This is a genomic window from Sphingobacterium chuzhouense, assembly GCF_014692525.1.
Taxonomy (GTDB): Bacteria; Bacteroidota; Bacteroidia; order Sphingobacteriales; family Sphingobacteriaceae; genus Sphingobacterium; species Sphingobacterium chuzhouense.
In genome coordinates, this window is sequence record NZ_JACNYL010000005.1 from 157,614 (window position 1) to 178,770 (window position 21,157).

The following is a 21,157-nucleotide window of genomic DNA, read 5'->3' on the forward strand; positions in this document are numbered from 1 at the left end:
CTCGCAGTTTGCTAGTCATAAGGTAGTTACGCAACGTAAAATATATCATATAAAGTTATGGCAGTTAGAAAACTCATTCTATTAACGATAGTTGTCATCAATCTCGTCATTCTCTCTTTTGGCATCATTTTCACGCCACGCTGGTTTTGGTTACTTATCATTCCCTTTCCATTGATGGTACTGGCTTTTTATAATAGCTATCAAAGCAAACACGCAATTTTACGCAACTATCCTATTTTAGGCTATTTCAGGTTTTTCTTTGAAAGTATCCGTCCGGAGATGCGACAATATTTTTGGGAATCTGATACTGACGGACGCCCGTTTAACCGCAGACAGCGCTCTATTGTCTATCAACGTTCTAAAAATGAACGGGAAACGGTAGCTTTCGGGATGCAATCCGATCCACAAGCCATAGGAAATGAGTGGGTTGCCCATTCTGTTTTTCCTTGTCATATCGAAAACCACGATTTACGGACAACCGTTGGCAACCATTTCTGTAAACAACCCTATAGCCTAAGCGTGTTTAATATCTCCGCAATGAGTTACGGCGCGCTAAGCAAAACAGCTATTACGGCGCTTAATAAAGGAGCAGCTTTACAAAATTTTGCTCATAATACGGGAGAAGGAGGCATCAGCCCTTATCACATCAATGGAGCCGATTTGATTTGGCAAGTTGGTACGGGATATTTCGGTTGCCGTAATGAAATGGGCATGTTTGATCCAGAGCTATTTGCAGAAAAGGCAACACGTCCTTATGTGAAGATGATCGAATTAAAATTATCGCAAGGAGCGAAACCGGGTCATGGAGGAATATTACCCGCAGCAAAAAATACGCCCGAAGTAGCAGCTATTCGCCATGTCATCCCTGGGACAGATGTGATGTCGCCTCCAGCACATAGTGCCTTTAATTCTCCTGAAGGTATGATACATTTCATCCAACAGTTGCGGGAGCTATCGGGCTACAAACCCGTAGGTTTTAAATTGTGCGTAGGCGACAAACAAGAGTTTATTGACATCTGTCACGCGATGTTAACCACACAAATATTTCCCGACTTTATTTCTGTTGATGGTTCGGAGGGAGGAACGGGTGCCGCGCCACTGGAATTTACGGACAATTTAGGTATGCCTTTATACGACGCCTTGTCTTTTGTGACGACTACCCTTATCAAATTCGGTTTAAAGAAACATATAAAATTAATCGTTTCGGGTCGCATTGTTACCGGCTTTGACCTATTGAAAGTAATTGCTTTGGGTGCAGATGCCTGCTATAGCGCAAGAGGAATGATGTTTGCATTAGGTTGCATCCAAGCATTAAAATGTAACGAGGACGTTTGCCCTGTTGGCGTTGCTACACAACGACCTCATTTATACAAAGCGCTTGATGTAGAAGACAAATATATACGGGTTGCGCAGTTTCACCGTAATACCTTGCGTGCTACAGTAGAAATTATGGAAGCTTGTGGATTCAAAAAATTAGACGACGTTTCCGCAGATAAATTTTTCCGCAAAGTTGATAGTGTAACCACTTTAAGTTTTCAAGAGATTTACTTTAAAGACACCGGTAAGCTGGTCAATAGCCATAGCGCTTTTGAACCCCAGGAAATCTAATATACTGCTTTACTACTTTACATCTTCACGAATCACGACAAATTACTATATAAAACGTCCAGTGTGTTGCGCGCCCTTACCATATCTTCTCTAGCTACGCCTTCCAAAGCCTGGTTGATTGTTCTTTTTGCCTGACGTAAACAAGTTTCCTTCATTTGTCTACCTTGTTTTGTCAAAAAAATGAGATTTGTACGTTTATCATCTTTATCATTAACACGAATTACTAATTTAAGCTTTTCTAAATTATTAATTAAGCGAGATACACTCGGTTTATCGCGAAAGGTTAAACAAGCAAGTTCTTGTTGGGTTCGTCCTTCTTCAATCCATAAATAATATAGAAGAGACCATTGTTCCGAGGTAATACATACTCCTTCTTCTTTTAGATTTCGTTGCAGCCGTCTTCCCAACGCCGCATAGGCTTTTCCTGTCAGAAAAGAAAAAAAATCGTCCGTATCTTCAAAATTGCCATTCATATTGGATAACATTAGGGTTAGAATAATTGTATATACAAACAAACCAAAAAACTAAATACGATGCAAATAAAATCTAATATTTCATCATTTTTTTCTAAATTTTTAATTAAATTTACCCTTATGGAGAACTTTTTGCCTGCATTGTTGATTATAGGGGGCGTGATTTACAAAATCTATTCTGAATATCAGAAAGAACAAGAGAAAGCACGTCGACGGATGCCACAGACTCCTCCACCACCAACACCTCCTACCCCATCCGAGCAGCAATCACAACGTACTGTTATCGAACCGACGATGTCGATTCCTATTCCGGTTCCTCCGAAAAAAACCGAGCGTACGCGCGATATGCCGGAAGAAGTGAGAAAAACAAGGGAGAAAAGGTTAGCGGATACAAACCATATGAAGAAGATACCCACGAAAGTCGAACCCCAAATAGAAGAAAAAGACAATGCAATACCTTTTGACTTACGCGAAGCGGTTATCCAATCGGCTATATTGAATAGGCCTTATCAATAGTTTTTTATTGAAAAATCATCTGCATCCGCCAAGAACGGAAACTGCTCTCGGGATTTAATCAAATCAGCGGGATTTAAAGTAAAAGTATATAAATCTTCGTCTTCAGGTTTATAGTAGACAACATCTCCATTCGGGGAAATACACATCGAGCCTCCTGAATAGTAAATTTCATTGCCGTCATATCCTACACGGTTTACACCGATTACATAAGCTTGATTTTCAATAGCACGCGCTGGGATAAGCGCTCGCCAATGTGCAGACCTTTTATCTGGCCAGCAAGCGGTATATACTAATAGATCGTAAGAGTTCCCTAAATTCCGAGACCAAACAGGGAATCGCAGATCATAACATATCATAGGACACACCCGCCAGCCTTTGAGATTTAAAATAATACGGGAATTTCCGGGGGTAAAAACTTTATTTTCTTCAGCCATTCCAAATAAATGGCGTTTGTCATAATGTACAAAACTACCATCTGGAGACATCCACACAAAACGGTTGTAATAATGACCATTTTCTTCGATGATTAGCGTCCCTGCAACAACGCAGTTATAAGCTTTGGCATGATCATACATCCAATGCATCGTCGGCCCATCCATCTTCTCTGCACATTTCTCAACATTAATGGTGAAGCCGGTATTAAACATTTCTGGCAACAAAATAAGATCTGTTTTTTCCTTCAATGCAGATAGGCGTAGTGATAAATTATTTAAATTTTTCTCTACGTTCTCCCAAAACAAGTATGCTTGAAATATCGTTATTTTAACCGGTTCCATATCTGCCATGTGCAACTTAATATTTTTGTTTATGATGTTCGACAAATTACTAAAAAACTAGAGTTTTATCAATTTTTAAAGCAAACCTCTAACGTACGCGATACATCAGCGCGTCTGCCAGAGAAAAAAGAGCCTGCTTTTTGTCTGATGGTATCTGAATCGCCGAGAGTTTTTCGTAAGCAATAGTCGTAAATTTTTCTTTCTGATATATAGCTAACGTCTGAATATCATATTTAGCGTATAAGTCCATCATTTTATCTACTTTTCCCGGTTCAACATCGATGGTTTGCCCTAATAGATACGTTAGTTCTTTTTGGTCTGCCAGGGAAATAAGTTCTTGCAGCTTTACAAAAAGAATTGTCTTTTTATTCGACAAGATGTCCCCCCCTACCTGCTTACCAAAACTTTTGGGATTTCCATATACATCCAATATATCGTCTTGCAATTGAAAAGCAATCCCTAGATTTACGCCAAAATCGTAAAGTAGCTTTTGTGATCGATCATCTGCCCCTGCAATAATAGCTCCCATTTGTAGAGCACAACCGAGCAATACAGATGTTTTCAGCCGTATCATGTCAATATATTCCGATTCAGTTACAGAAGCCCTTCCTTCAAAATCCATATCATATTGCTGTCCTTCACAAACCTCCAATGATGTAGCATTAAAAAGACGCAACAAAGCAGGGATTTTATCTGTGGGACATTTCGCTAGTTCCTGATAAGCTTTGATCAGCAGTGCATCACCCGACAGTATAGCCACATTGCCATTCCATTTTTGATGTACTGTGGGCTTACCTCTTCGTAAAGGAGCGACATCCATGATATCATCATGAATTAAAGAAAAATTGTGAAAAAATTCTATCGCAGCACTTGCGGGCAGTGCTTGCTCTATAATGGATTCATCAAAAAGCTCTGCACCCATCAATACCAATAACGGGCGTATCCGCTTCCCTGATAAAGACAATATGTAGCGAATCGGATCATATAAATATTGGGGAACCGGAGGAAAATCTACTTTTTCTAAATAACTCTGAAAAGCTTTTGTGTGTACTAACTCTTGGAACATAGCTAAAAAATGATATGCGAAGATAAGGATAAAATGGGAAATACTATCTTTGTAGAAACCCGATGTCCTATGCGTATTTTCGTCGTACACAATTTTTACCAACATGCAGGAGGCGAAGATGCTGTCTTCTATAAAGAAGTAGAAGCTCTTTCGACAGAACATGAGGTGAGAACATTTACATGTCGAAACCAAAAAGATAAAAAAGGAATCACGCAGTTTATGAGCTATCCTTTTAATCTGACTATAAGCCGAAAAATTAGACAGGCTATCCTTGATTTTAAACCGGATATTGTACACATTCACAATCTGCACTATGCTATAGGTCCTTGGTGCATTCGTAGTATACACAAATTAGGGGTGCCCATCGTAATGACATTACACAATTTTCGTTTACTATGTCCTTCAGCAAGTTTGTTTTATCAGGGTGAGATATTTACCCCAAGTATACAGCAGGATTTTCCGTGGACAGCCGTTCGTATGCGCGTATTAAACGATTCCCTTGCAAAAACTTTCTTGACCGCTTTCACCTATTGGGTGCACCGGAAGTTGGGCACGTGGAACAAGGTAGCAAAATTCATCGTCCTTTCTGACTTTGCAAAATCGCTTTTCCTAGGATCTACCTTTCCCGTAGCAGAAGATAAATTTGTTGTCCGGCCAAACAGTGTAAACGTGACGCCAAAACGCACTATAGGAGGAGAGGGCTTTTTATATATTGGAAGGCTGTCAGAAGAAAAAGGAATTGTTCCGTTACTGCGCGCCTTTGCCAACCTCCCTTTCTCCTTATCCATTTATGGTTCTGGGCCACAACAAGATGTGGTTGAGCGTTTTGCTGAACGCTTCGAACATATACACTATTTTGGGCATCAACCATCGGGGATATTGCAGACGGCCATGGAGAATGCCAATGCCCTAATTGTTCCTTCGGTGTGCTACGAAGGGATGCCCTTAACCATCATCGAAGCCTACGCGCAGGGAACCCCCGTGCTGGCAAGTAAGATTGGTGTTTTAAAAAAAATGGTATTACCTTTGTATACAGGGATGCATTTTCTTCCCAATTATCTAAGGGGTATAGAGAGCACAGTAATTAAATGGATAAGTCTCGATGAGGCCACCAAACAACAAATTCGGGAAAACTGCGTAGCGGAATACCAAAAGCACTATACGCTCCAAAAGAATATGGACAAATTGATTGCAATATACGAAGAAGCAATCCAACAACAAGGAGGAAAACAATGAGCAACATTATTATCATGGATAAGTTGAACCTAGCGACTGCAATACAGGAACAACTGGAGACAGTATACGATCCCGAGCTTAAACCGGCGAATATCGTTGATTTAGGGCTGGTATACGAGATCATAACAAAAGAAGACGGTATAGCCAAGATCGTCATGACATTGACTGCTCCGGGATGTCCTGTTGCAGGTGAGATCATGGAAGAAGTACAGAGAAAAGTAGCAGCTGTTCCAGGTATTAGAGAAGCTCTTGTAGAACTTACGTTCGACCCACCTTGGACAAAAGACATGATGACTGAGGAAGCGAAGCTAGAGCTGGGACTTCTTTAGGAGGAAGACGTCCCTGCTGATTCTTCCAGTTGCTCTAATGTCTTTTTCTGTTTCAAAGGAGCAGCGTCTTTTCCGAACAGCGCAGCCCATAATGTACGTGATTCTTTTGTCAACAGGGGAGATACGATGGATAAAATAAGCACATAGACAACAACAAAGGACTGAAGAATAGGGAGCAAACCTCCCGCTTTTCCAATATTTGCCATAATAATGGAGAATTCTCCTCTTGCTGAAAGAGTAAAACCGATATCAAATGAAGCTTTGGGTTTTCTACCCGAAAATCTGGCAGCGAAATAACCCGATGCCACATTGCAAATGATCGTAATAGCCGCAGCCAATGCTGCCCAGCCTATAGCTCCTCCTAAAGTGTACATATCAATGGACAACCCGAAACTAAAAAAGAACATCGCACCGAAGAAATCGCGATAGGGAGCGATCACTCCTTCAATCTTCTTAATATAGCGGGAATCAGCGAACACCAATCCGGCCATCAATGCTCCAATGGCCTCCGCAACATGTATCGTTTCTGAAAATCCGGCAATGATAAATAACAGACTGAATATGATCAAGATGAACAGTTCGGGTGATTTGTCCTGTAAAAGCCGGTCAATGGCAGGAACAAGCTTCCTTCCTAATATCAAAAACGTCAGAATGAAGCCTAGTGCCAGCAAGGATGTTCCCAATACCGACCAGAAAGAAGTTCCCCCTGTCAGAATCAATCCCGAGAGGAAAGAGATATGCATGGCGATAAAAAGGTCATCAAACATAATCATCCCCATAATAATCTCTGTTTCAGGATTCGCTGTCCGTTTTAAATCCGTCAGCACTTTGGCAACAATTGCGGTGGACGAACTGGTCATGACTCCACATAAAACCATCATTTCCTTAAAGGGAAGATCCATGAGCCAGCCAATTAATACACCCGAGATAAAATTGAGAAAGACATAAATCATCCCCCCCGTAACAATGGATTTCCCAGATCGCATTAACCTTCCTACAGAAAACTCCAATCCCAGATAAAACAAGAGGAAAAGCACGCCTAACCGCCCCATGAAATCTATAAAAGGTTTACTCTCTGTAAACGTAAGGTCAATATGTCCAAATTGGGGGGCGTGTTGTCCAACTACCATACCGATTATTATAAAAAATGGTATTACCGAAAATCGCAACTTGTTAGCTAACAAGCCAACAATAGCGACCAACAGTACGGCGATACCAACTTCTAATACTAGGGTATGTGATAGCATAGGGTTAAATTAGGATGTTAGGATTTCTTTCAATTGTTTAATATTCGCCTTTTTCCCGGCCACTACCAATGTAGTTCCTGGTGTAATCACATAATCCGGACCGGGATTAATGATGGTGTCTTCTTCTTTGATAGCAGCAATAATCGATGCCCCCGTACGCTGTCGAACCCCCAATTCTCCGATACTCTTGTTAACACCATCACTAGGAGCGCCTACTTTATACCATTCAATCCGCAAATCGTCCAATGCCAATTCCATGGTTTCCAATGCTTTGGGCTTATAAGACAACCCCCCAATAATACCCGCTACCTGGCGGGATTCTTCATCAGAAAGTGTCATAACGCAGTGCGTCTCACTGTCGTCTCCTTCCGAACGATAAAGTTCGCGTTTACCGTCGTCGTGGATAACGACCACCATGTGGTCACCGGCTTCCGTCTCAATTTGGTACTTTTTACCTATACCAATCAAGTCGCTTTCTCTAACTATCGACATAGCAAAAAAATTAAATACAACGTTCGTATTCTTTCTTAGAACACTTGTCTCAAGCAAAACTAGCAAAAATATTTAGAGAGTCCTGAAAAGCTTTCAACAAAAAGCCCATAAAAAGGATCCTATCTCCTGTATAGCTTTTTATTTACTATAACCTAGTAAGCCACAATCTCTTTTATTTCGAACGGCTGTCTTCATTAGGTAAACCCATTTACAAAATGTATATTTACACGTTAATACAACGGCAACGATATGCAAAAAAGATGGGTGGTTAAGCCAAAAAACAATGTTCAAAAAACCAACAAACTGTGTGATGAGTTGGGTATAAACGCTGTAATAGCAGAACTGCTTCTCCATCGTGGTATCGAAACCTATCAACAAGCCAAGCATTTTTTTCGCCCTAGCTTTGATCTATTACACGATCCTTTTTTGATGAAAGATATGGATAAGGCCATATCTCGAATTGAAAGAGCAATTGGCAACAAAGAGAAAATACTGATATACGGTGATTATGATGTCGACGGTACTACTGCCGTTTCGGTTGTCTATAGTTTTTTTCGTGATTTCCATTCCGGTTTGGAATTTTATATTCCCGACCGATATCTGGAAGGGTATGGTATTTCTTTCAAAGGGATTGACTATGCAGCAGAAAACGGTTTCTCTTTGATTATTGCCCTGGATTGTGGTATTAAAGCCATTGAGAAAGTCAATTATGCGAAAGCTAAAGGAATTGATTTCATCATTGGGGACCATCATCTTCCAGGCAGCACTATTCCAGATGCAGTGGCTGTATTAGATCCTAAACGTAGAGATTGTCCATATCCTTACAAAGAACTATCGGGATGCGGTATAGGCTTTAAATTAATTCAGGCCTTTGTCCAAAAAAATGATATGGATATGCAACTCGCCTATCAATACCTTGATTTGGTGGCGGTAAGCATTGCGTCAGACATTGTACCTATTACTGGAGAAAACCGGATACTCACTCATTTTGGACTCAAAAAATTAAACACCAACCCAAATTGTGGACTCCAGGCGCTCATCAATCTTTCTTCCAATAAAAGTGGACATTTTTCTGTCGGAGATATCGTTTTTCAGATTGGCCCGCGTATCAATGCCGCCGGACGCATCGAACATGCTAAGGATGCGGTTAAACTATTGATTTCAAAATCGTTAGCAGAAGCCGAAGCATATTCAACGACTGTTGATGACCAGAATACCGTGCGTAAAGGATTTGATCTCAAGATAACTGAGGAAGCACTGGATATCCTTGACAACAATGAATTATTAAAACAACGCAAATCCACCGTACTTTTTAAAGCTGATTGGCATAAAGGCGTGATTGGCATTGTGGCTTCACGTTTAACAGAAAAATACTACCGACCTACTGTTATACTTACGCAAACCAATGGACATATTGCCGGTTCAGCACGATCTGTATTGGGCTTTGACCTTTACGAGGCATTGAGCGAATGCGCCGATTTATTAGACCAATATGGCGGACATAAATATGCGGCGGGTCTTACTATGCGTGTGGAAAATGTACCAGCATTTCAAGAAAAATTTGAAGCCGTAGTACAGAACAATATTACGCCCGAAATGCTTCAGCAAGAAGTACTCATAGAAACGGAATTAAATCTTAAAGACATCGACAGCAAATTTTGCCGTTTATTAAAACAGTTTGAACCTTTTGGCCCACAAAATGAGGCTCCTATCCTTCTCACGCGCAAAGTACAGGGTTCGGGATATATCGTAGGCACGAATCACATCAAAATAGTAATAAAGCAAAAGGACTCCGTATCCTTCGATTGTATAGGTTTTGGATTGGCGGAACATATAGACTATATCAACGAAGGACATAAATTTGATATCTGTTACACCATTGAAGAGAATAACTGGCGAGGCAAAAAGAATTTGCAATTAAATATCAAAGCAATACGATATTAAAATATATTTGTATAAAACGATTAAAGTAGTAGATGATTTTAAAAGCAGAACATTTAATCAAAAAATATAAACAACGGACAGTTGTCAATGACGTGTCTTTTCATGTTGAACAAGGCGAAATTGTGGGTTTGCTAGGACCAAATGGTGCTGGAAAAACAACTTCTTTTTACATGATTGTGGGATTAATCAAACCAAACGGTGGCCATGTTTTTTTGGACGATCAAGAGATTACACAAGATGCGATGTTTCAGCGTGCGCAAAAAGGAATCGGTTATCTAGCGCAAGAAGCGTCGGTATTTCGAAAATTGTCAGTAGAAAATAATATTCTCGCAGTTTTAGAAATACACTATAAGAATAAAGAAGAGCGCTTGGCGAAACTGGAAGAACTATTAACAGAATTCAGTTTACATAGAGTCCGTAAGAACCGCGGAGATCTTTTATCAGGTGGAGAAAGGCGCCGTACGGAAATAGCAAGGGCATTAGCTGCAAATCCACATTTTATCTTACTGGATGAACCGTTTGCCGGTGTGGACCCTATCGCGGTGGAAGAGATACAAACGATTGTCTCTAAACTTAAACGAAAAAACATCGGTGTATTGATTACCGACCACAATGTACAGGAGACGTTGTCTATCACAGATAGAGCCTACCTGCTGACGGAGGGAAAGATAATGCTTACGGGAACTCCCGAGGAAATTGCTGACAACGAACTAGCTCGTAAATTCTATCTAGGCCGCCATTTTGAATTGAGAAGGAAAAAACTATAAAACTAGCGTAACAGAAACCTTTATACATGGCATTATTGAATTCTCTCTTTACATGGATCATGAAAAAGCGCATTCATCAGATTGAGCTTTTCATGAAGTATCCCCATGATGTACAAGAAGAATGGTTTCAAAGTTTAATTTCGACGGCGGAAGCTACTGAGTGGGGAAAAAAATACGACTATAACAGTATCCTGACACCAGAAGAATATAAAGAGCGCGTTCCAATCCAAGATTACGATGATATCAAAGGGTATGTGGATCGTATGATCAAAGGAGAGCAAAACTTGGTGTGGCCTTCCGACATTAAATGGTTTGCAAAATCATCGGGTACTACCTCAGATCGCTCGAAGTTCATCCCTGTAAGCATGGAGGCTTTGGAAGACTGCCATTATCAAGGTGGAAAAGACATGCTCTCTATTTATTGCCACAACAAACCGGAAAACAAAGTCTTTACAGGTAAATCAGTTGTCATTGGGGGATCATCCCAAATCAATAATTTCAGTCCGGATTCTTATTACGGCGATTTATCTTCCATTTTGATTCGTAATCTTCCTTTCTGGGCAGAATTTAAGCGCACGCCTAATCTGGAAGTGACTTTAAATCCGAATTTTGAAGAAAAAATCGAACAGATCGCCCAAATTACAATCAAGGAAAATGTCACAAGCCTGGCGGGTGTTCCGACCTGGAATATTGTCATGGCAAAGCGGATATTGGAAATTACGGGCAAAAGCAATCTTTTGGAAGTATGGCCTAACTTGGAGTTTTATGGACATGGCGGCGTAAGTTTCAAACCATACCGAGATTTATTTAAACAACTGATTCCTTCGGATAACATGTATTATCTCGAAAACTATAACGCTTCCGAGGGATATTTTGGTTTGCAGGATCAATCGGACTCTGAGGATCTTCTGCTCATGTTGGATTATGGCATTTATTATGAGTTTCTTCCCATGGAGCATGCTCTTGAGGAACACCCTAAAACGTTGCGATTAGACGAAGTAGAAATTGGAAAGAATTATGCCTTGATCATATCAACGAATGCAGGTTTATGGCGTTATAAAATCGGAGATACCATCAAATTCACCTCTTTATCCCCTTACCGTTTTCAAATATCCGGACGCACAAAACAATATATCAATACCTTTGGAGAAGAGCTTATTGTGGATAATGCGGAACACGCGCTGCAGATAGCTTGCCGAGCAACAGACGCTATTATCCGTGACTACACAGCGGGGCCTGTTTATTTCAGAGATGGGGAGGCTGGTGCACATGAGTGGATTATTGAATTTGAAAAACAACCCAACGATTTTCAAAAATTCTGCGATGCTTTAGATAATGCTTTACGGGAAATCAATTCCGATTACGACGCCAAGCGCTTCAAAGATTTAGCATTAGCCTATCCTATTGTCCACCGGGCAGAAAAGGATATTTTTTATAAATGGATGAAAAGTCGCGGGAAACTTGGCGGTCAGAATAAAGTTCCCCGCCTTGCGAATGAAAGAACCTATCTGGACGCTTTGTTGAAAATAATGAATGCTTAATTATATTCGTACTTTTTTCCTAAATTGCACACATTAAAAATTTTAATGTGATGAGCGATACGAATACTTATTCCATTCGCGTAGAGCCAACGAAAGAATCAAGACTCTCGCAAGTAGATTTCAGCAATTTGAAGTTTGGTGCTATCATGTCTGACCACATGTTAGTCGCCACCTATGATGACGGTGCATGGCAAGATGTGGTTGTCGTCCCTTATGGAGACTTCACCGTCAATCCATCGATGTCTGCCTTGCATTATGGTCAAGCTATTTTTGAAGGAATTAAAGGTTACAAATTTGCCGATGGAACAGTAAGTATATTCCGCCCAGATAAAAATTGGGAACGTTTCAACAAATCTGCAAAACGTCTTCAGATGCCAGAAGTTCCTGAGGAAATTTTTATGGATGGTCTGAAAACATTATTGGACGTGGATCGCAATTGGGTACCATCGCAGGAAGGCACATCCCTATATATCCGTCCGTTTATGTTTGCAACCGAAGGCGCGTTGGGTGTCCATCCATCTAAATCGTATACTTTTGCCATCATTACTTGTCCTGTGGGCGCTTATTATAGTAAACCAATCAGCTTAAAAGTGGAAACGTATTATACACGAGCTGCAGAAGGTGGAGTTGGGTTTTCGAAAAACGCAGGAAATTATGCACTTTCTTTATACCCTACCCAGTTGGCAAATGACGAGGGGTATGATCAAATCATGTGGACAGATGCTAATGAGCATAAATATGTAGAAGAGGCAGGCACGGCTAACTTGATTTTCCGTATCGGTGATACGATTATTACACCACATGGTGATACAATTTTACATGGTGTTACCCGCCGTACAATCATGGAACTCGCCGAAAAATGGGGATACAAAGCAGAACAACGTAAAGTTTCCGTACAAGAATTGATTGACGGTATTAAGGATGGTCGCGTATCAGAGGCTTTTGCTGCCGGAACTGCTGCAACGGTCACGCATATCTCTAGAATTGGCTATGAAGGACAAGATTATGAACTGCCTCCAATAGAAGGAAGGGAATTTTCCAACAAAGTGCTGGATTATTTAAATCAACTTCGATACGGTAAAATAAATGATCCGTTTGGATGGAACTTCATCGTATAACTATCTTTTTAAGGTAGGGGTTGAGCCCTACCTTAAAAAAGATAAAATCCCTTCCCAATCATCTGGGTCAAACCATACCGTATCCCCATATTTTTTGAACCAGGTAATTTGCCTTTTTGCATAACGCCGGGAATTCTGCTTAATACGGGAAATAGCTTCCTCCAGTGTGATTTTCCCGTCGATAAAATCAAATATCTCTGCATAACCAACTGTCAATAATGCCGGCATGTTCCGATAGGACAATAACGAGCGTACCTCATTCACTAATCCCTTTTCTATCATCTTGTCCACACGCAAATTGATACGATCGTATAGCTTTTGCCGTTCCATATTCAACCCAATAGTTACGATCCCAAACGGGCGTTCAACCGTTTCCCGTACACGATAGGATGAAAAGGGTTGCCCTGTCGCTTCATAGACTTCCAACGCACGGATGACACGTTGAGGGTTGTGTATATCTGCGTGGCGATAATAATCGGGATCGACCTCTTTAAGTTTTTGCTGCAATGGCTCTAGCCCCTTCCGTTCAAAAATGTCATTCAACCGTTCGCGTACAGCAGCAGGAGCTTTAGGCAGATTATCCAATCCCTCACAGACGGCACGCACAAAGAGCCCCGAACCACCTACCATAACGACCTCATCATGCTTTTCAAACAACGTTTCGAGCAGGGATAATGCATCTCGTTCAAAATCGCCCGCCGAATATTCTTCCTCGATCGAATGTGAATCAATAAAGTGGTGCTTTACTTCCCTAAGCTCTTCTGCATCCGGCTTCGCTGTGCCGATAGACATCTCCTTGTAAAACTGTCTAGAATCAGCAGATATAATTTCGGTTTTAAAATGTTTGGCCAAGGTAATAGCCATAGCAGTCTTCCCTACCGCGGTAGGCCCAACCACTACGATTAATCTCTTTGTATCAGCACCTGCCATCAATATTCATCTTCCGCCCCACGAGTCCCTTCCCCTTCCTCTCCTTCTTCCTCTTCGCCATCAAATAAATCGAAGTCTTCATCTTCGTCAACTCCGTATTCTGTATCATCTGTCGGCAGATCCTCGTCCTCATCATCCTCTTCATCTGCTGTCGATAACGGAAAATTCGCAGCTGCAACTTGCTTGGGCACCGTTCCGACCGTCTTAGATACCAATGGGTATTCCTTACTATCTTCCTCTTTTAGAATTTTAATCAGTTCCACATGAAAGTCATAAGGACGGTCAAAGTTATAGACATAATAAAATTTTTGATGTGGATCGTCGATAAACTTGCTCAAACGAATACCCTCCATTTCTAGCACACCGTTACTCTGTTTTCTTTCCGTAGGCAGAAAAGCAATCTCTGTCCCTTTTTTCCACTGATCATTACTAACATAAAAGGACGAAGAAACATTTGGAGTGTAGCCGGTAGCGTTATGGATAGCCTGATGCAATTCTAAAAATGTAGCTTTCGAAGGCATATCTATTTCCCGATATACATCCTCATAATCCTCAAAAGTTACCCTAAATCTGTAAATAGCCATTCTTAATCGTATCGTTTAGTTTATCATTTATACCAAGGTTAAAATTACAATAATTTTTAAAAAATTAAAGGACTGTATTCGTTTTGGGCGACAAACCTAATTGCTTGCCTTGCTTTAGGATAAAAGATAAAGCCTCTTCACGCGAATTAGGAATTTCTCCTTCTAAAATAGCTTCCCTCATGGCGTTTTTGATTATACCGACAGTGCGTCCTGACCCAATTCCAAAAAGAGCCATAATATCCTCTCCCGACACAGGAGGTTGCCAGTTTCGAATTTTGTCGCGTTCTTCTACATCTTTCAATTTCTGTTTTACGAGCTCAAAATTATTGCGGTATTTTTTCTTTTTAAACTCATTCTTGGTTGTTACATCGGCATGACACAAAAGCATCAATGCATCAATATCATCCCCTGCTTCATAGAGCAACCGACGTACAGCAGAGTCTGTCACAATATCTTGTACCAACACAATAGGTCGCAGGTGCAATTGCACCAGTTTTTGTACAAACTTCATTTTGTCGTGAAGTGGAAGTTTCAGTTCGGCAAAAAGCTTCGGTACCATCCTTGCCCCCCTATCTTCATGCCCATGAAAGGTCCACCCGACCCGCTTATCATATCGTTTGGTAGCGGGCTTCGCTATATCATGCATAATTGCTGCCCACCGTAACCATAAATCGTCTGACATGGCTGCGACATTGTCTAAAACCTCCAACGTGTGGTAAAAATTGTCTTTATGTCCGCGTCCATCTATTATATCGACCCCGTATAAATTGTACATGGCAGGAAAAATAATCTTTAGCAGTCCTGTATCGAATAGATAGCGGAAACCAACGGAGGGTTTAGTTGCCATGACGATTTTATTCAGTTCATCTGTAATCCGCTCCTTAGAAATAATTTTAATGCGTTCCGCATTTTCCGCTATAGCTTGAACCGCTTTCACATCAATCTTAAAGTTAAGTTGTGTAGCGAAGCGAATCGCGCGCATCATACGCAAGGGATCATCAGAAAATGTGATATCTGGATCAAGCGGTGTCCGAATAATACGGTTTTGGATATCTTCCACTCCGCCAAAAGGATCTACAAGTTCGCCAAAACGGTCAGCATTTAAACAATACGCCATTGCATTAATTGTAAAATCCCTACGGTTCTGATCATCTTCAAGTGTACCATCCTCTACAATGGGTTTTCTGGAGTTGGAACGGTAAGATTCTTTACGGGCCCCTACAAATTCCAAATTGATCCCATCATGCACCAACATGGCTGTTCCGAAGCTTTTGTAGACTGCAACTTTAGCATGTAGAAGTTCGCCAAGCTTAGAAGCAAAATCAATCCCACTTCCAATCACAACCAAATCGACATCGTTTTTGAAAGATCGTTTCATGATACAATCACGAACATACCCACCCACTACGTAGCATTCGACCTGTTCTTTATCCGCTAAATCTCTGATGATTTGAAAAATAGGATGTTGTAAATTTTCTCGCATAGCTTCTTCTCCAGGCACAGCGCCTACAGAGGGCAAAAATACAGATTATTTTGTAGAAAGTGCCTTCTACTAATCCCTATCTTTTGATAAGCGACGGAACGGTAGCGGATTGGCAGCGAGTTCCTCTTGCTCCCGTCGGCGTTTCACAATATGAACAGCAGAAAAAATGGCTTCCAAGAAAGATTCATGTGACGCCAAGTTTTTTCCGGCGATATCATAGCCCGTTCCATGATCGGGAGATGTACGAACAATAGGTAATCCCGCGGTGTAGTTAACTCCTTTACGAGAAGCAATATGTTTAAACGGGATCAAGCCCTGATCATGATACATGGCTAAAACACCATCAAATTTAGTGTACGTATCACTCGCAAAAAAACCATCTGCCGGATAAGGTCCAAAACAGAAAATCCCTTCTTCCTTCGCTTTTTGGATAGCCGGCGCAATAATCTCTTCATCTTCCGTACCAATTAATCCATTATCTCCTGCATGGGGATTTAATCCCAGTACTGCTATTTTAGGTTTTTCAATCCAAAAGTCTTTCTTAAGGCTTTCGTTCATCATCCGTAATTTCTGTAAAATAGCATCTGCTGTTATTGCGCCCGCAATTTCCTTGACAGGAATATGTCCGGTAACAACCCCTATACGAAGTTCATCGGCAATCATAAACATCAACACATCCGATGCTTCCATCTTAGATTGGAGATATTCAGTATGGCCCGGAAAATGAAAACCATCTTGTTGTATATTGTGCTTATTGATAGGCGCAGTGACCAACGCATCCAATTTACCATTACGGAGATCCTCCGTAGCTCTCTCTAAAGAAAGAAAAGCATACCTTCCCCCGATTTCATTCTGCTCGCCCAAGGTGATCTTCACATCTTCCTGCCAACAGTTAATCATGTTAGCACGCTTAAGGTTTGCCTGATCTGGATGATGGATAACATTGAAACTGAAATCCTGTACACCAATCGCTTTTCGATGAAATGAAGCAACTTTAGTATTACCGTATACGACCGGCGTAAAGTAATCCAACACCCGATTATCCATCAACGATTTAATAATCACCTCTAATCCGATGCCGTTTACATCCCCTATGGTAATACCTATTTTTAGTTTTTCACTCATTGTCTGAAAGCTTTGAATCAAAATTACAAAATTTAGAGTAAATAAAAAGCTTTCTCGTAGTTGACCGGAAAAGATGGTCGCTTTCTCCTACAAGGGAACCTTGAACGACACCGGAAATTGCATAATAATGTTTAATTTTGCTTTTTAACACCTCAACGACGAATGAGTACGGTACGCGCAAAGAAACATTTAGGACAACATTTTCTCAATGATAAGAGTGCTGCACAAAAAATTGTGGAAGCTTTGGAACCTACTTTGGGTTTTAAACACGTATTGGAAGTGGGACCTGGTATGGGTGTGCTATCCGATTTTTTACTTCAAAAAGATGCCTACGAAACCTGGCTGATTGATGTAGACGATGAATCGATCGTGTTTCTTGCCGACAAATACCCACAGTTGGACAACAGGCTTATTCACGGCGACTTTCTTACGCTAGATTTCAGTCGATTTTTTGGAGATAAGATGGCGGTCATCGGCAATTTCCCTTATAATATATCTTCGCAGATTCTATTTAAGATTTTGGAGGAGCGTCAACGTGTGGTACAGATGGTGGGAATGTTCCAAAAAGAAGTAGCTGAACGCTGTGTGGCAAAGCCTGGCAACAAAGAATACGGCATTCTCAGTGTATTCCTGCAGGCTTATTATGACGTGCGTTATCTTTTTACGGTAAAAGCCGGGGCATTTAATCCACCTCCCAAAGTACTTTCAGGTGTCATTAAAATGACCAGGAACGACCGTGATAGACTTGACTGTGACGAAAAACTATTTTGGCGTGTCGTAAAAGCCGCTTTCAACCAACGACGCAAAACGTTACGAAACGCCTTGTCTGCTGTTGTTCCTAAAGATAGGATGAGCAACAATCCATTGTACGAGCTCCGGGCGGAACGGTTGTCAGTCGAAGATTTTGTCACTTTAACAAATGAAATTGCCAATGCCATATACCAAAACGATAGATAGCGAGTTTACCATTGTAGGTGGCGGTGTAGCAGGGCTTGCCATGGCTATAGCTCTTCAAAAAATCAACAAGGACTTTTTGCTTTTTGAGCAAGCAAAGGAGTTAAAAGGAATAGGTGCAGGATTTGGTCTGGCAGCAAATGCGATGCGTGCTTTAGATCTACTTGGTTTGAGAACTGAAGTAGAACAAATAGGTTATTATCTGGATAGCTACAACATTTTAGACCATAAAGGGGGGCTTTTAGTGTCTCCCGATACACATGCGATCCGTGAACAGTATCAGCAACAAAATTTTGCCATTCATCGTACAGATTTACACCTTTTTCTGCTATCTAAAATCAAAACTCAAAAACTACAGTTAGACAAAAAAGCTATCCGATTAGAACAATATGGAGACGCTGTTACCCTATTTTTTGACGACGGCACTCAGCATACATCACATTTTTTAATTATTGCCGATGGGGTGAAGTCTCCACTCCGGCAACAACTCATACCATCCTCCACACCTCGTTTTTCGGGATATACTTGCTGGCGCGCGACCATTGATAATACGGAGATAACATTAGATAAGGGAACAGAAACGTGGGGGAAATTAGGAAGGTTTGGGATGACACCCTTAACCAATAATCGTATCTATTGGTATGCATGTATAAACGCCACGCCTAACAATCCCATATATCGAGATTATAATATCGACGATTTATTACAACATTTTCAATCCTACCATGACCCTATTCCTTCTATTTTAGCGTATACCAAGGATAGCGAACTGATTTGGAATGACATTATAGACATCGAACCGCTCAAACATCTTGCTTATGACAACATTCTTCTCATTGGTGATGCCGGACACGCTACGACGCCCAATATGGGTCAAGGGGCTTGTCAAGCTTTAGAGGATGTAGCCGTTCTATTGGATGAGCTGGGGTTAGAAAAGGGTGTTAAGGAGGCGTTCTTTTCGTTTGAAAAAAGACGATTACCCCGGACAAAATATATTACGGATACTTCGAGATGGATCGGAGAAATCGCGCAATGGGACAATAGCCTATTAATCAGCATACGAAATATGCTGATGAAAATTATGCCTGCTAAATTAGCTCAAAAGAACCTAGACAAATTGTTATCTGTAGATTTTATGAAACTTTAGTTAAAAAATGAATATTCTTATTGTAGACGACATACACCATATATTATTAGAGAAGCTGGATCAAGCCGGAATTTCGTACGATTACCAACCGGGCTTCAGCAGAGCAGATGCCGAAAATGTTATCCAACACTACACGGGACTGATTATCCGTTCGAAATTTCAAGTAGACGAGTCCTTCCTTGATCTGGCCGCCAACCTACAATTTATTGGCCGTCCAGGTGCAGGAATGGACAATATCGATGAGGAATATGCCATCTCAAAAGGTATTCGGCTGTTTTCGGCGAACGATGGTAATAAGGATGCTGTTGGTGAGCACATGATCGGGATGCTGCTGGCCTTAATGAACAATCTAAACCGTGGGCATAGAGAAGTGTGTACTGGGCAATGGTGCAGGGAAGAAAACCGAGGTTACGAATTAAAAGGACGAACAGTAGCTCTCATTGGGTATGGACATAATGGGCAAGCAATGGCCAAAAAACTGTCGGGTTTTGAGGTTAATGTCATTGCGTATGACAAATACAAAACTGGGTTTTCCGATGCTTACGCCAAAGAGGTTTCGATGGAAGAAGTTGTTCGTCAAGCAGACGTATTAAGTTTTCACATTCCGCTAACACGTGAAACCAGAGGCATGGTAGATGATGAATACCTTTTCCACTTCCGCAAACCCATCTTTTTCCTGATGGGTGCCAGGGGATCTATAGCAAACATCCCATCGGTTCTGAAATACCTGGATACCGGTAAAATTTTAGGGGCAGCATTTGATGTGTTACCTATCGAAAAATTCCCTATGCTTAGCGAAACAGACTGGTACGCTGACCTTATTTCAAAGGATAACGTATTGCTAAGTCCACATGTAGCCGGATGGACGTTCGACAGTTATTATAAACTATCGGATATTATAGCCGATAAGATTATTGGGTTCTATAAAAACAAATAAACTATTAAAAACTGCGCTATCAATGCAAAGTCTAATAAGAATGCATAATGATAGCGATTTGCATTTCGGAACACAACCTGCTTGAGCACGACTGCAATCAACAGGTTCGTTGTCAATATCCCCATTTGTACATTAAATTGAATATCTGACAACAGAACGATTGTGCTATGCGTGATTAAAAGAGCGTAGCACAATAAAATCGCTCTATCCGCGCCAATCATATTTGGAATAGTTTTCAAATGATAATACGAATCTTGTTGAATATCCCGGATGTCAAAAGGTAAAGTACAAATAAGCAAGAAAATAAACTTTAGCACGAAAAGCGTTCGGAATAGATGTAAATCAACCGTTAATCCGTCCAAATGCATCTCAAAAATCGGTAAACATACCGAACTTAACGTCCAGACCAACGCAATATGAAAAATTTTCATACCCGGCAATTGGCGAAATCCGACCCACTTCCCCTTATGGGGGATTATTGGAACAGAATACGCTACGCTGATAACGCCTATCCCCGTTAAAATAAACAAACTATATAAGTGAATATGAAAAACGGCATATACCAATACGATAAATCCTATTCCGTTATTTAACCACAATAGCCATTCGTTCCTAAATATCCAGCGTGTACGTTTATATATGGATTTCTGTGGGTTTCGGGGTTTGGACAATAGCATACTGAAATTGTACAAAAGTAACGTTGCCGCCCCTTCTACCATTATAATAGGATAATCAAACGGAGCATCAAAGAATAAGTACGTCAATGCACATTGCGCTATTGCAGCTCCTGCAATCAGCAGATTGGTATAAATAAGAAAATAATATACTTGCTTCAATAGCTTCATCGAAGATAAAAATAAGAATACTTAAAGGTAAAAAATTGA

Annotated in this window: 21 protein-coding genes; 11 read left to right on the forward strand and 10 right to left on the reverse strand. The window is 40.8% G+C overall.

Annotation, left to right across the window (positions count from 1 at the left end; genetic code table 11):
- Positions 1 to 57: 57 nt before the first annotated feature.
- On the forward strand, positions 58 to 1,608 hold the full coding sequence (locus H8B21_RS18370) for an FMN-binding glutamate synthase family protein (RefSeq protein ID WP_190315308.1): 1,551 nt from the start codon (positions 58 to 60) through the stop codon (positions 1,606 to 1,608).
- Positions 1,609 to 1,640: 32 nt separating this feature from the next.
- Here the strand turns inward: H8B21_RS18370 and H8B21_RS18375 are convergent, their stop codons facing one another.
- A complete protein-coding gene (locus tag H8B21_RS18375; RefSeq protein ID WP_223815135.1) occupies positions 1,641 to 2,081 on the reverse strand; it encodes a MarR family winged helix-turn-helix transcriptional regulator in 441 nt (146 codons plus the stop codon).
- Positions 2,082 to 2,201: 120 nt separating this feature from the next.
- Here H8B21_RS18375 and H8B21_RS18380 point away from each other — a divergent pair, with 120 nt between their 5' ends.
- Positions 2,202 to 2,597: a hypothetical protein gene (locus tag H8B21_RS18380; protein WP_190315310.1), complete on the forward strand. Its 396-nt coding sequence runs from the start codon at positions 2,202 to 2,204 to the stop codon at positions 2,595 to 2,597.
- Here the strand turns inward: H8B21_RS18380 and H8B21_RS18385 are convergent.
- Both H8B21_RS18385 and H8B21_RS18390 read right to left on the reverse strand, forming a co-directional pair.
- Positions 2,591 to 3,373, reverse strand: a complete 783-nt coding sequence (locus tag H8B21_RS18385; protein WP_190315423.1) for an amidohydrolase — start codon at positions 3,371 to 3,373, stop codon at positions 2,591 to 2,593. The two genes, H8B21_RS18380 and H8B21_RS18385, sit on opposite strands and share 7 nt — an antisense overlap.
- A gap of 88 nt (positions 3,374 to 3,461) precedes the next feature.
- Entirely contained in the window at positions 3,462 to 4,439 is a 978-nt protein-coding gene (locus H8B21_RS18390; RefSeq protein WP_190315311.1) for a polyprenyl synthetase family protein, read from the reverse strand.
- Positions 4,440 to 4,472: 33 nt separating this feature from the next.
- Here H8B21_RS18390 and H8B21_RS18395 point away from each other — a divergent pair, with 33 nt between their 5' ends.
- Positions 4,473 to 5,675, forward strand: a complete 1,203-nt coding sequence (locus H8B21_RS18395) for a glycosyltransferase (protein ID WP_190315312.1) — start codon at positions 4,473 to 4,475, stop codon at positions 5,673 to 5,675.
- Complete coding sequence (locus H8B21_RS18400) at positions 5,672 to 6,004, forward strand: metal-sulfur cluster assembly factor (RefSeq protein WP_223815136.1); 333 nt, start codon at positions 5,672 to 5,674, stop codon at positions 6,002 to 6,004. The genes H8B21_RS18395 and H8B21_RS18400 overlap by 4 nt, the downstream gene beginning before the upstream one ends.
- Here H8B21_RS18400 and H8B21_RS18405 read toward each other — a convergent pair.
- On the reverse strand, positions 6,001 to 7,251 hold the full coding sequence (locus tag H8B21_RS18405; protein ID WP_190315313.1) for a cation:proton antiporter: 1,251 nt from the start codon (positions 7,249 to 7,251) through the stop codon (positions 6,001 to 6,003). The two genes, H8B21_RS18400 and H8B21_RS18405, sit on opposite strands and share 4 nt — an antisense overlap.
- A 9-nt stretch (positions 7,252 to 7,260) precedes the next feature.
- On the reverse strand, positions 7,261 to 7,743 hold the full coding sequence (locus tag H8B21_RS18410) for a cation:proton antiporter regulatory subunit (RefSeq protein ID WP_190315314.1): 483 nt from the start codon (positions 7,741 to 7,743) through the stop codon (positions 7,261 to 7,263).
- Positions 7,744 to 7,992: 249 nt separating this feature from the next.
- On the opposite strand from H8B21_RS18410, the gene recJ reads away from it, so the two are divergent.
- The 4 genes from recJ to H8B21_RS18430 are packed head-to-tail and all read left to right on the forward strand — an operon-like array spanning position 7,993 to position 13,113.
- The gene (gene recJ / locus H8B21_RS18415) at positions 7,993 to 9,687 is read left to right on the forward strand and encodes a single-stranded-DNA-specific exonuclease RecJ (protein ID WP_190315315.1); all 1,695 of its coding nucleotides are present in this window, start codon (positions 7,993 to 7,995) and stop codon (positions 9,685 to 9,687) included.
- 32 nt (positions 9,688 to 9,719) lie between these two features.
- Positions 9,720 to 10,454, forward strand: coding sequence for an LPS export ABC transporter ATP-binding protein (lptB, locus tag H8B21_RS18420; RefSeq protein WP_190315316.1), 735 nt, complete (start codon positions 9,720 to 9,722; stop codon positions 10,452 to 10,454).
- Positions 10,455 to 10,480: 26 nt separating this feature from the next.
- Entirely contained in the window at positions 10,481 to 11,995 is a 1,515-nt protein-coding gene (locus tag H8B21_RS18425; protein ID WP_190315317.1) for a GH3 auxin-responsive promoter family protein, read from the forward strand.
- Positions 11,996 to 12,045: 50 nt separating this feature from the next.
- Positions 12,046 to 13,113: a branched-chain amino acid aminotransferase gene (locus H8B21_RS18430; RefSeq protein WP_190315318.1), complete on the forward strand. Its 1,068-nt coding sequence runs from the start codon at positions 12,046 to 12,048 to the stop codon at positions 13,111 to 13,113.
- A 27-nt stretch (positions 13,114 to 13,140) separates the two neighbouring features.
- Here the strand turns inward: H8B21_RS18430 and miaA are convergent, their stop codons facing one another.
- The 4 genes from miaA to pdxA form a co-directional block, all read right to left on the reverse strand.
- Positions 13,141 to 14,043, reverse strand: coding sequence for a tRNA (adenosine(37)-N6)-dimethylallyltransferase MiaA (gene miaA / locus H8B21_RS18435; RefSeq protein ID WP_190315319.1), 903 nt, complete (start codon positions 14,041 to 14,043; stop codon positions 13,141 to 13,143).
- A complete protein-coding gene (locus H8B21_RS18440) occupies positions 14,043 to 14,627 on the reverse strand; it encodes an IS1096 element passenger TnpR family protein (protein WP_190315320.1) in 585 nt (194 codons plus the stop codon). The genes miaA and H8B21_RS18440 overlap by 1 nt, the downstream gene beginning before the upstream one ends.
- Positions 14,628 to 14,691: 64 nt before the next feature.
- Positions 14,692 to 16,110, reverse strand: a complete 1,419-nt coding sequence (locus H8B21_RS18445; RefSeq protein ID WP_190315321.1) for a CCA tRNA nucleotidyltransferase — start codon at positions 16,108 to 16,110, stop codon at positions 14,692 to 14,694.
- 69 nt (positions 16,111 to 16,179) lie between these two features.
- Positions 16,180 to 17,235, reverse strand: a complete 1,056-nt coding sequence (gene pdxA / locus H8B21_RS18450) for a 4-hydroxythreonine-4-phosphate dehydrogenase PdxA (RefSeq protein ID WP_190315322.1) — start codon at positions 17,233 to 17,235, stop codon at positions 16,180 to 16,182.
- 162 nt (positions 17,236 to 17,397) lie between these two features.
- On the opposite strand from pdxA, the gene rsmA reads away from it, so the two are divergent.
- From rsmA to H8B21_RS18465, 3 genes are read left to right on the forward strand one after another with little or no spacing between them, the layout of a single operon-like run.
- Positions 17,398 to 18,192, forward strand: coding sequence for a 16S rRNA (adenine(1518)-N(6)/adenine(1519)-N(6))-dimethyltransferase RsmA (rsmA, locus tag H8B21_RS18455; protein WP_190315323.1), 795 nt, complete (start codon positions 17,398 to 17,400; stop codon positions 18,190 to 18,192).
- Positions 18,167 to 19,336, forward strand: a complete 1,170-nt coding sequence (locus H8B21_RS18460) for an FAD-dependent monooxygenase (RefSeq protein WP_190315324.1) — start codon at positions 18,167 to 18,169, stop codon at positions 19,334 to 19,336. Before rsmA ends, H8B21_RS18460 begins: the two co-directional genes overlap by 26 nt.
- A 7-nt stretch (positions 19,337 to 19,343) precedes the next feature.
- Positions 19,344 to 20,273 carry an NAD(P)-dependent oxidoreductase gene (locus tag H8B21_RS18465; protein WP_190315325.1) on the forward strand — a complete coding sequence of 310 codons (930 nt, stop codon included), beginning with the start codon at positions 19,344 to 19,346 and terminating at the stop codon, positions 20,271 to 20,273.
- On the opposite strand, the gene H8B21_RS18470 is transcribed toward H8B21_RS18465, so the two are convergent.
- Positions 20,258 to 21,118: a UbiA prenyltransferase family protein gene (locus tag H8B21_RS18470; protein ID WP_190315326.1), complete on the reverse strand. Its 861-nt coding sequence runs from the start codon at positions 21,116 to 21,118 to the stop codon at positions 20,258 to 20,260. The two genes, H8B21_RS18465 and H8B21_RS18470, sit on opposite strands and share 16 nt — an antisense overlap.
- Positions 21,119 to 21,157: the final 39 nt, after the last annotated feature.

What these genes read in the sequence shown, in the direction of transcription:
- H8B21_RS18425 (WP_190315317.1), top strand. Translation starts at nt 10,481, where the DNA reads ATGGCATTATTGAATTCTCTCTTTACATGGATCATGAAAAAGCGCATT.
- H8B21_RS18440 (WP_190315320.1), bottom strand. Translation starts at nt 14,627, where the DNA reads ATGGCTATTTACAGATTTAGGGTAACTTTTGAGGATTATGAGGATGTA.
- miaA (WP_190315319.1), bottom strand. Translation starts at nt 14,043, where the DNA reads ATGGCAGGTGCTGATACAAAGAGATTAATCGTAGTGGTTGGGCCTACC.
- H8B21_RS18400 (WP_223815136.1), top strand. Translation starts at nt 5,672, where the DNA reads ATGAGCAACATTATTATCATGGATAAGTTGAACCTAGCGACTGCAATA.
- H8B21_RS18405 (WP_190315313.1), bottom strand. Translation starts at nt 7,251, where the DNA reads ATGCTATCACATACCCTAGTATTAGAAGTTGGTATCGCCGTACTGTTG.
- H8B21_RS18465 (WP_190315325.1), top strand. Translation starts at nt 19,344, where the DNA reads ATGAATATTCTTATTGTAGACGACATACACCATATATTATTAGAGAAG.
- recJ (WP_190315315.1), top strand. Translation starts at nt 7,993, where the DNA reads ATGCAAAAAAGATGGGTGGTTAAGCCAAAAAACAATGTTCAAAAAACC.
- H8B21_RS18390 (WP_190315311.1), bottom strand. Translation starts at nt 4,439, where the DNA reads ATGTTCCAAGAGTTAGTACACACAAAAGCTTTTCAGAGTTATTTAGAA.
- H8B21_RS18410 (WP_190315314.1), bottom strand. Translation starts at nt 7,743, where the DNA reads ATGTCGATAGTTAGAGAAAGCGACTTGATTGGTATAGGTAAAAAGTAC.
- rsmA (WP_190315323.1), top strand. Translation starts at nt 17,398, where the DNA reads ATGAGTACGGTACGCGCAAAGAAACATTTAGGACAACATTTTCTCAAT.
- H8B21_RS18445 (WP_190315321.1), bottom strand. Translation starts at nt 16,110, where the DNA reads ATGCGAGAAAATTTACAACATCCTATTTTTCAAATCATCAGAGATTTA.
- H8B21_RS18460 (WP_190315324.1), top strand. Translation starts at nt 18,167, where the DNA reads ATGCCATATACCAAAACGATAGATAGCGAGTTTACCATTGTAGGTGGC.
- H8B21_RS18395 (WP_190315312.1), top strand. Translation starts at nt 4,473, where the DNA reads ATGGGAAATACTATCTTTGTAGAAACCCGATGTCCTATGCGTATTTTC.
- H8B21_RS18470 (WP_190315326.1), bottom strand. Translation starts at nt 21,118, where the DNA reads ATGAAGCTATTGAAGCAAGTATATTATTTTCTTATTTATACCAATCTG.
- H8B21_RS18370 (WP_190315308.1), top strand. Translation starts at nt 58, where the DNA reads ATGGCAGTTAGAAAACTCATTCTATTAACGATAGTTGTCATCAATCTC.
- lptB (WP_190315316.1), top strand. Translation starts at nt 9,720, where the DNA reads ATGATTTTAAAAGCAGAACATTTAATCAAAAAATATAAACAACGGACA.
- H8B21_RS18430 (WP_190315318.1), top strand. Translation starts at nt 12,046, where the DNA reads ATGAGCGATACGAATACTTATTCCATTCGCGTAGAGCCAACGAAAGAA.
- pdxA (WP_190315322.1), bottom strand. Translation starts at nt 17,235, where the DNA reads ATGAGTGAAAAACTAAAAATAGGTATTACCATAGGGGATGTAAACGGC.
- H8B21_RS18385 (WP_190315423.1), bottom strand. Translation starts at nt 3,373, where the DNA reads ATGGAACCGGTTAAAATAACGATATTTCAAGCATACTTGTTTTGGGAG.
- H8B21_RS18375 (WP_223815135.1), bottom strand. Translation starts at nt 2,081, where the DNA reads ATGAATGGCAATTTTGAAGATACGGACGATTTTTTTTCTTTTCTGACA.
- H8B21_RS18380 (WP_190315310.1), top strand. Translation starts at nt 2,202, where the DNA reads ATGGAGAACTTTTTGCCTGCATTGTTGATTATAGGGGGCGTGATTTAC.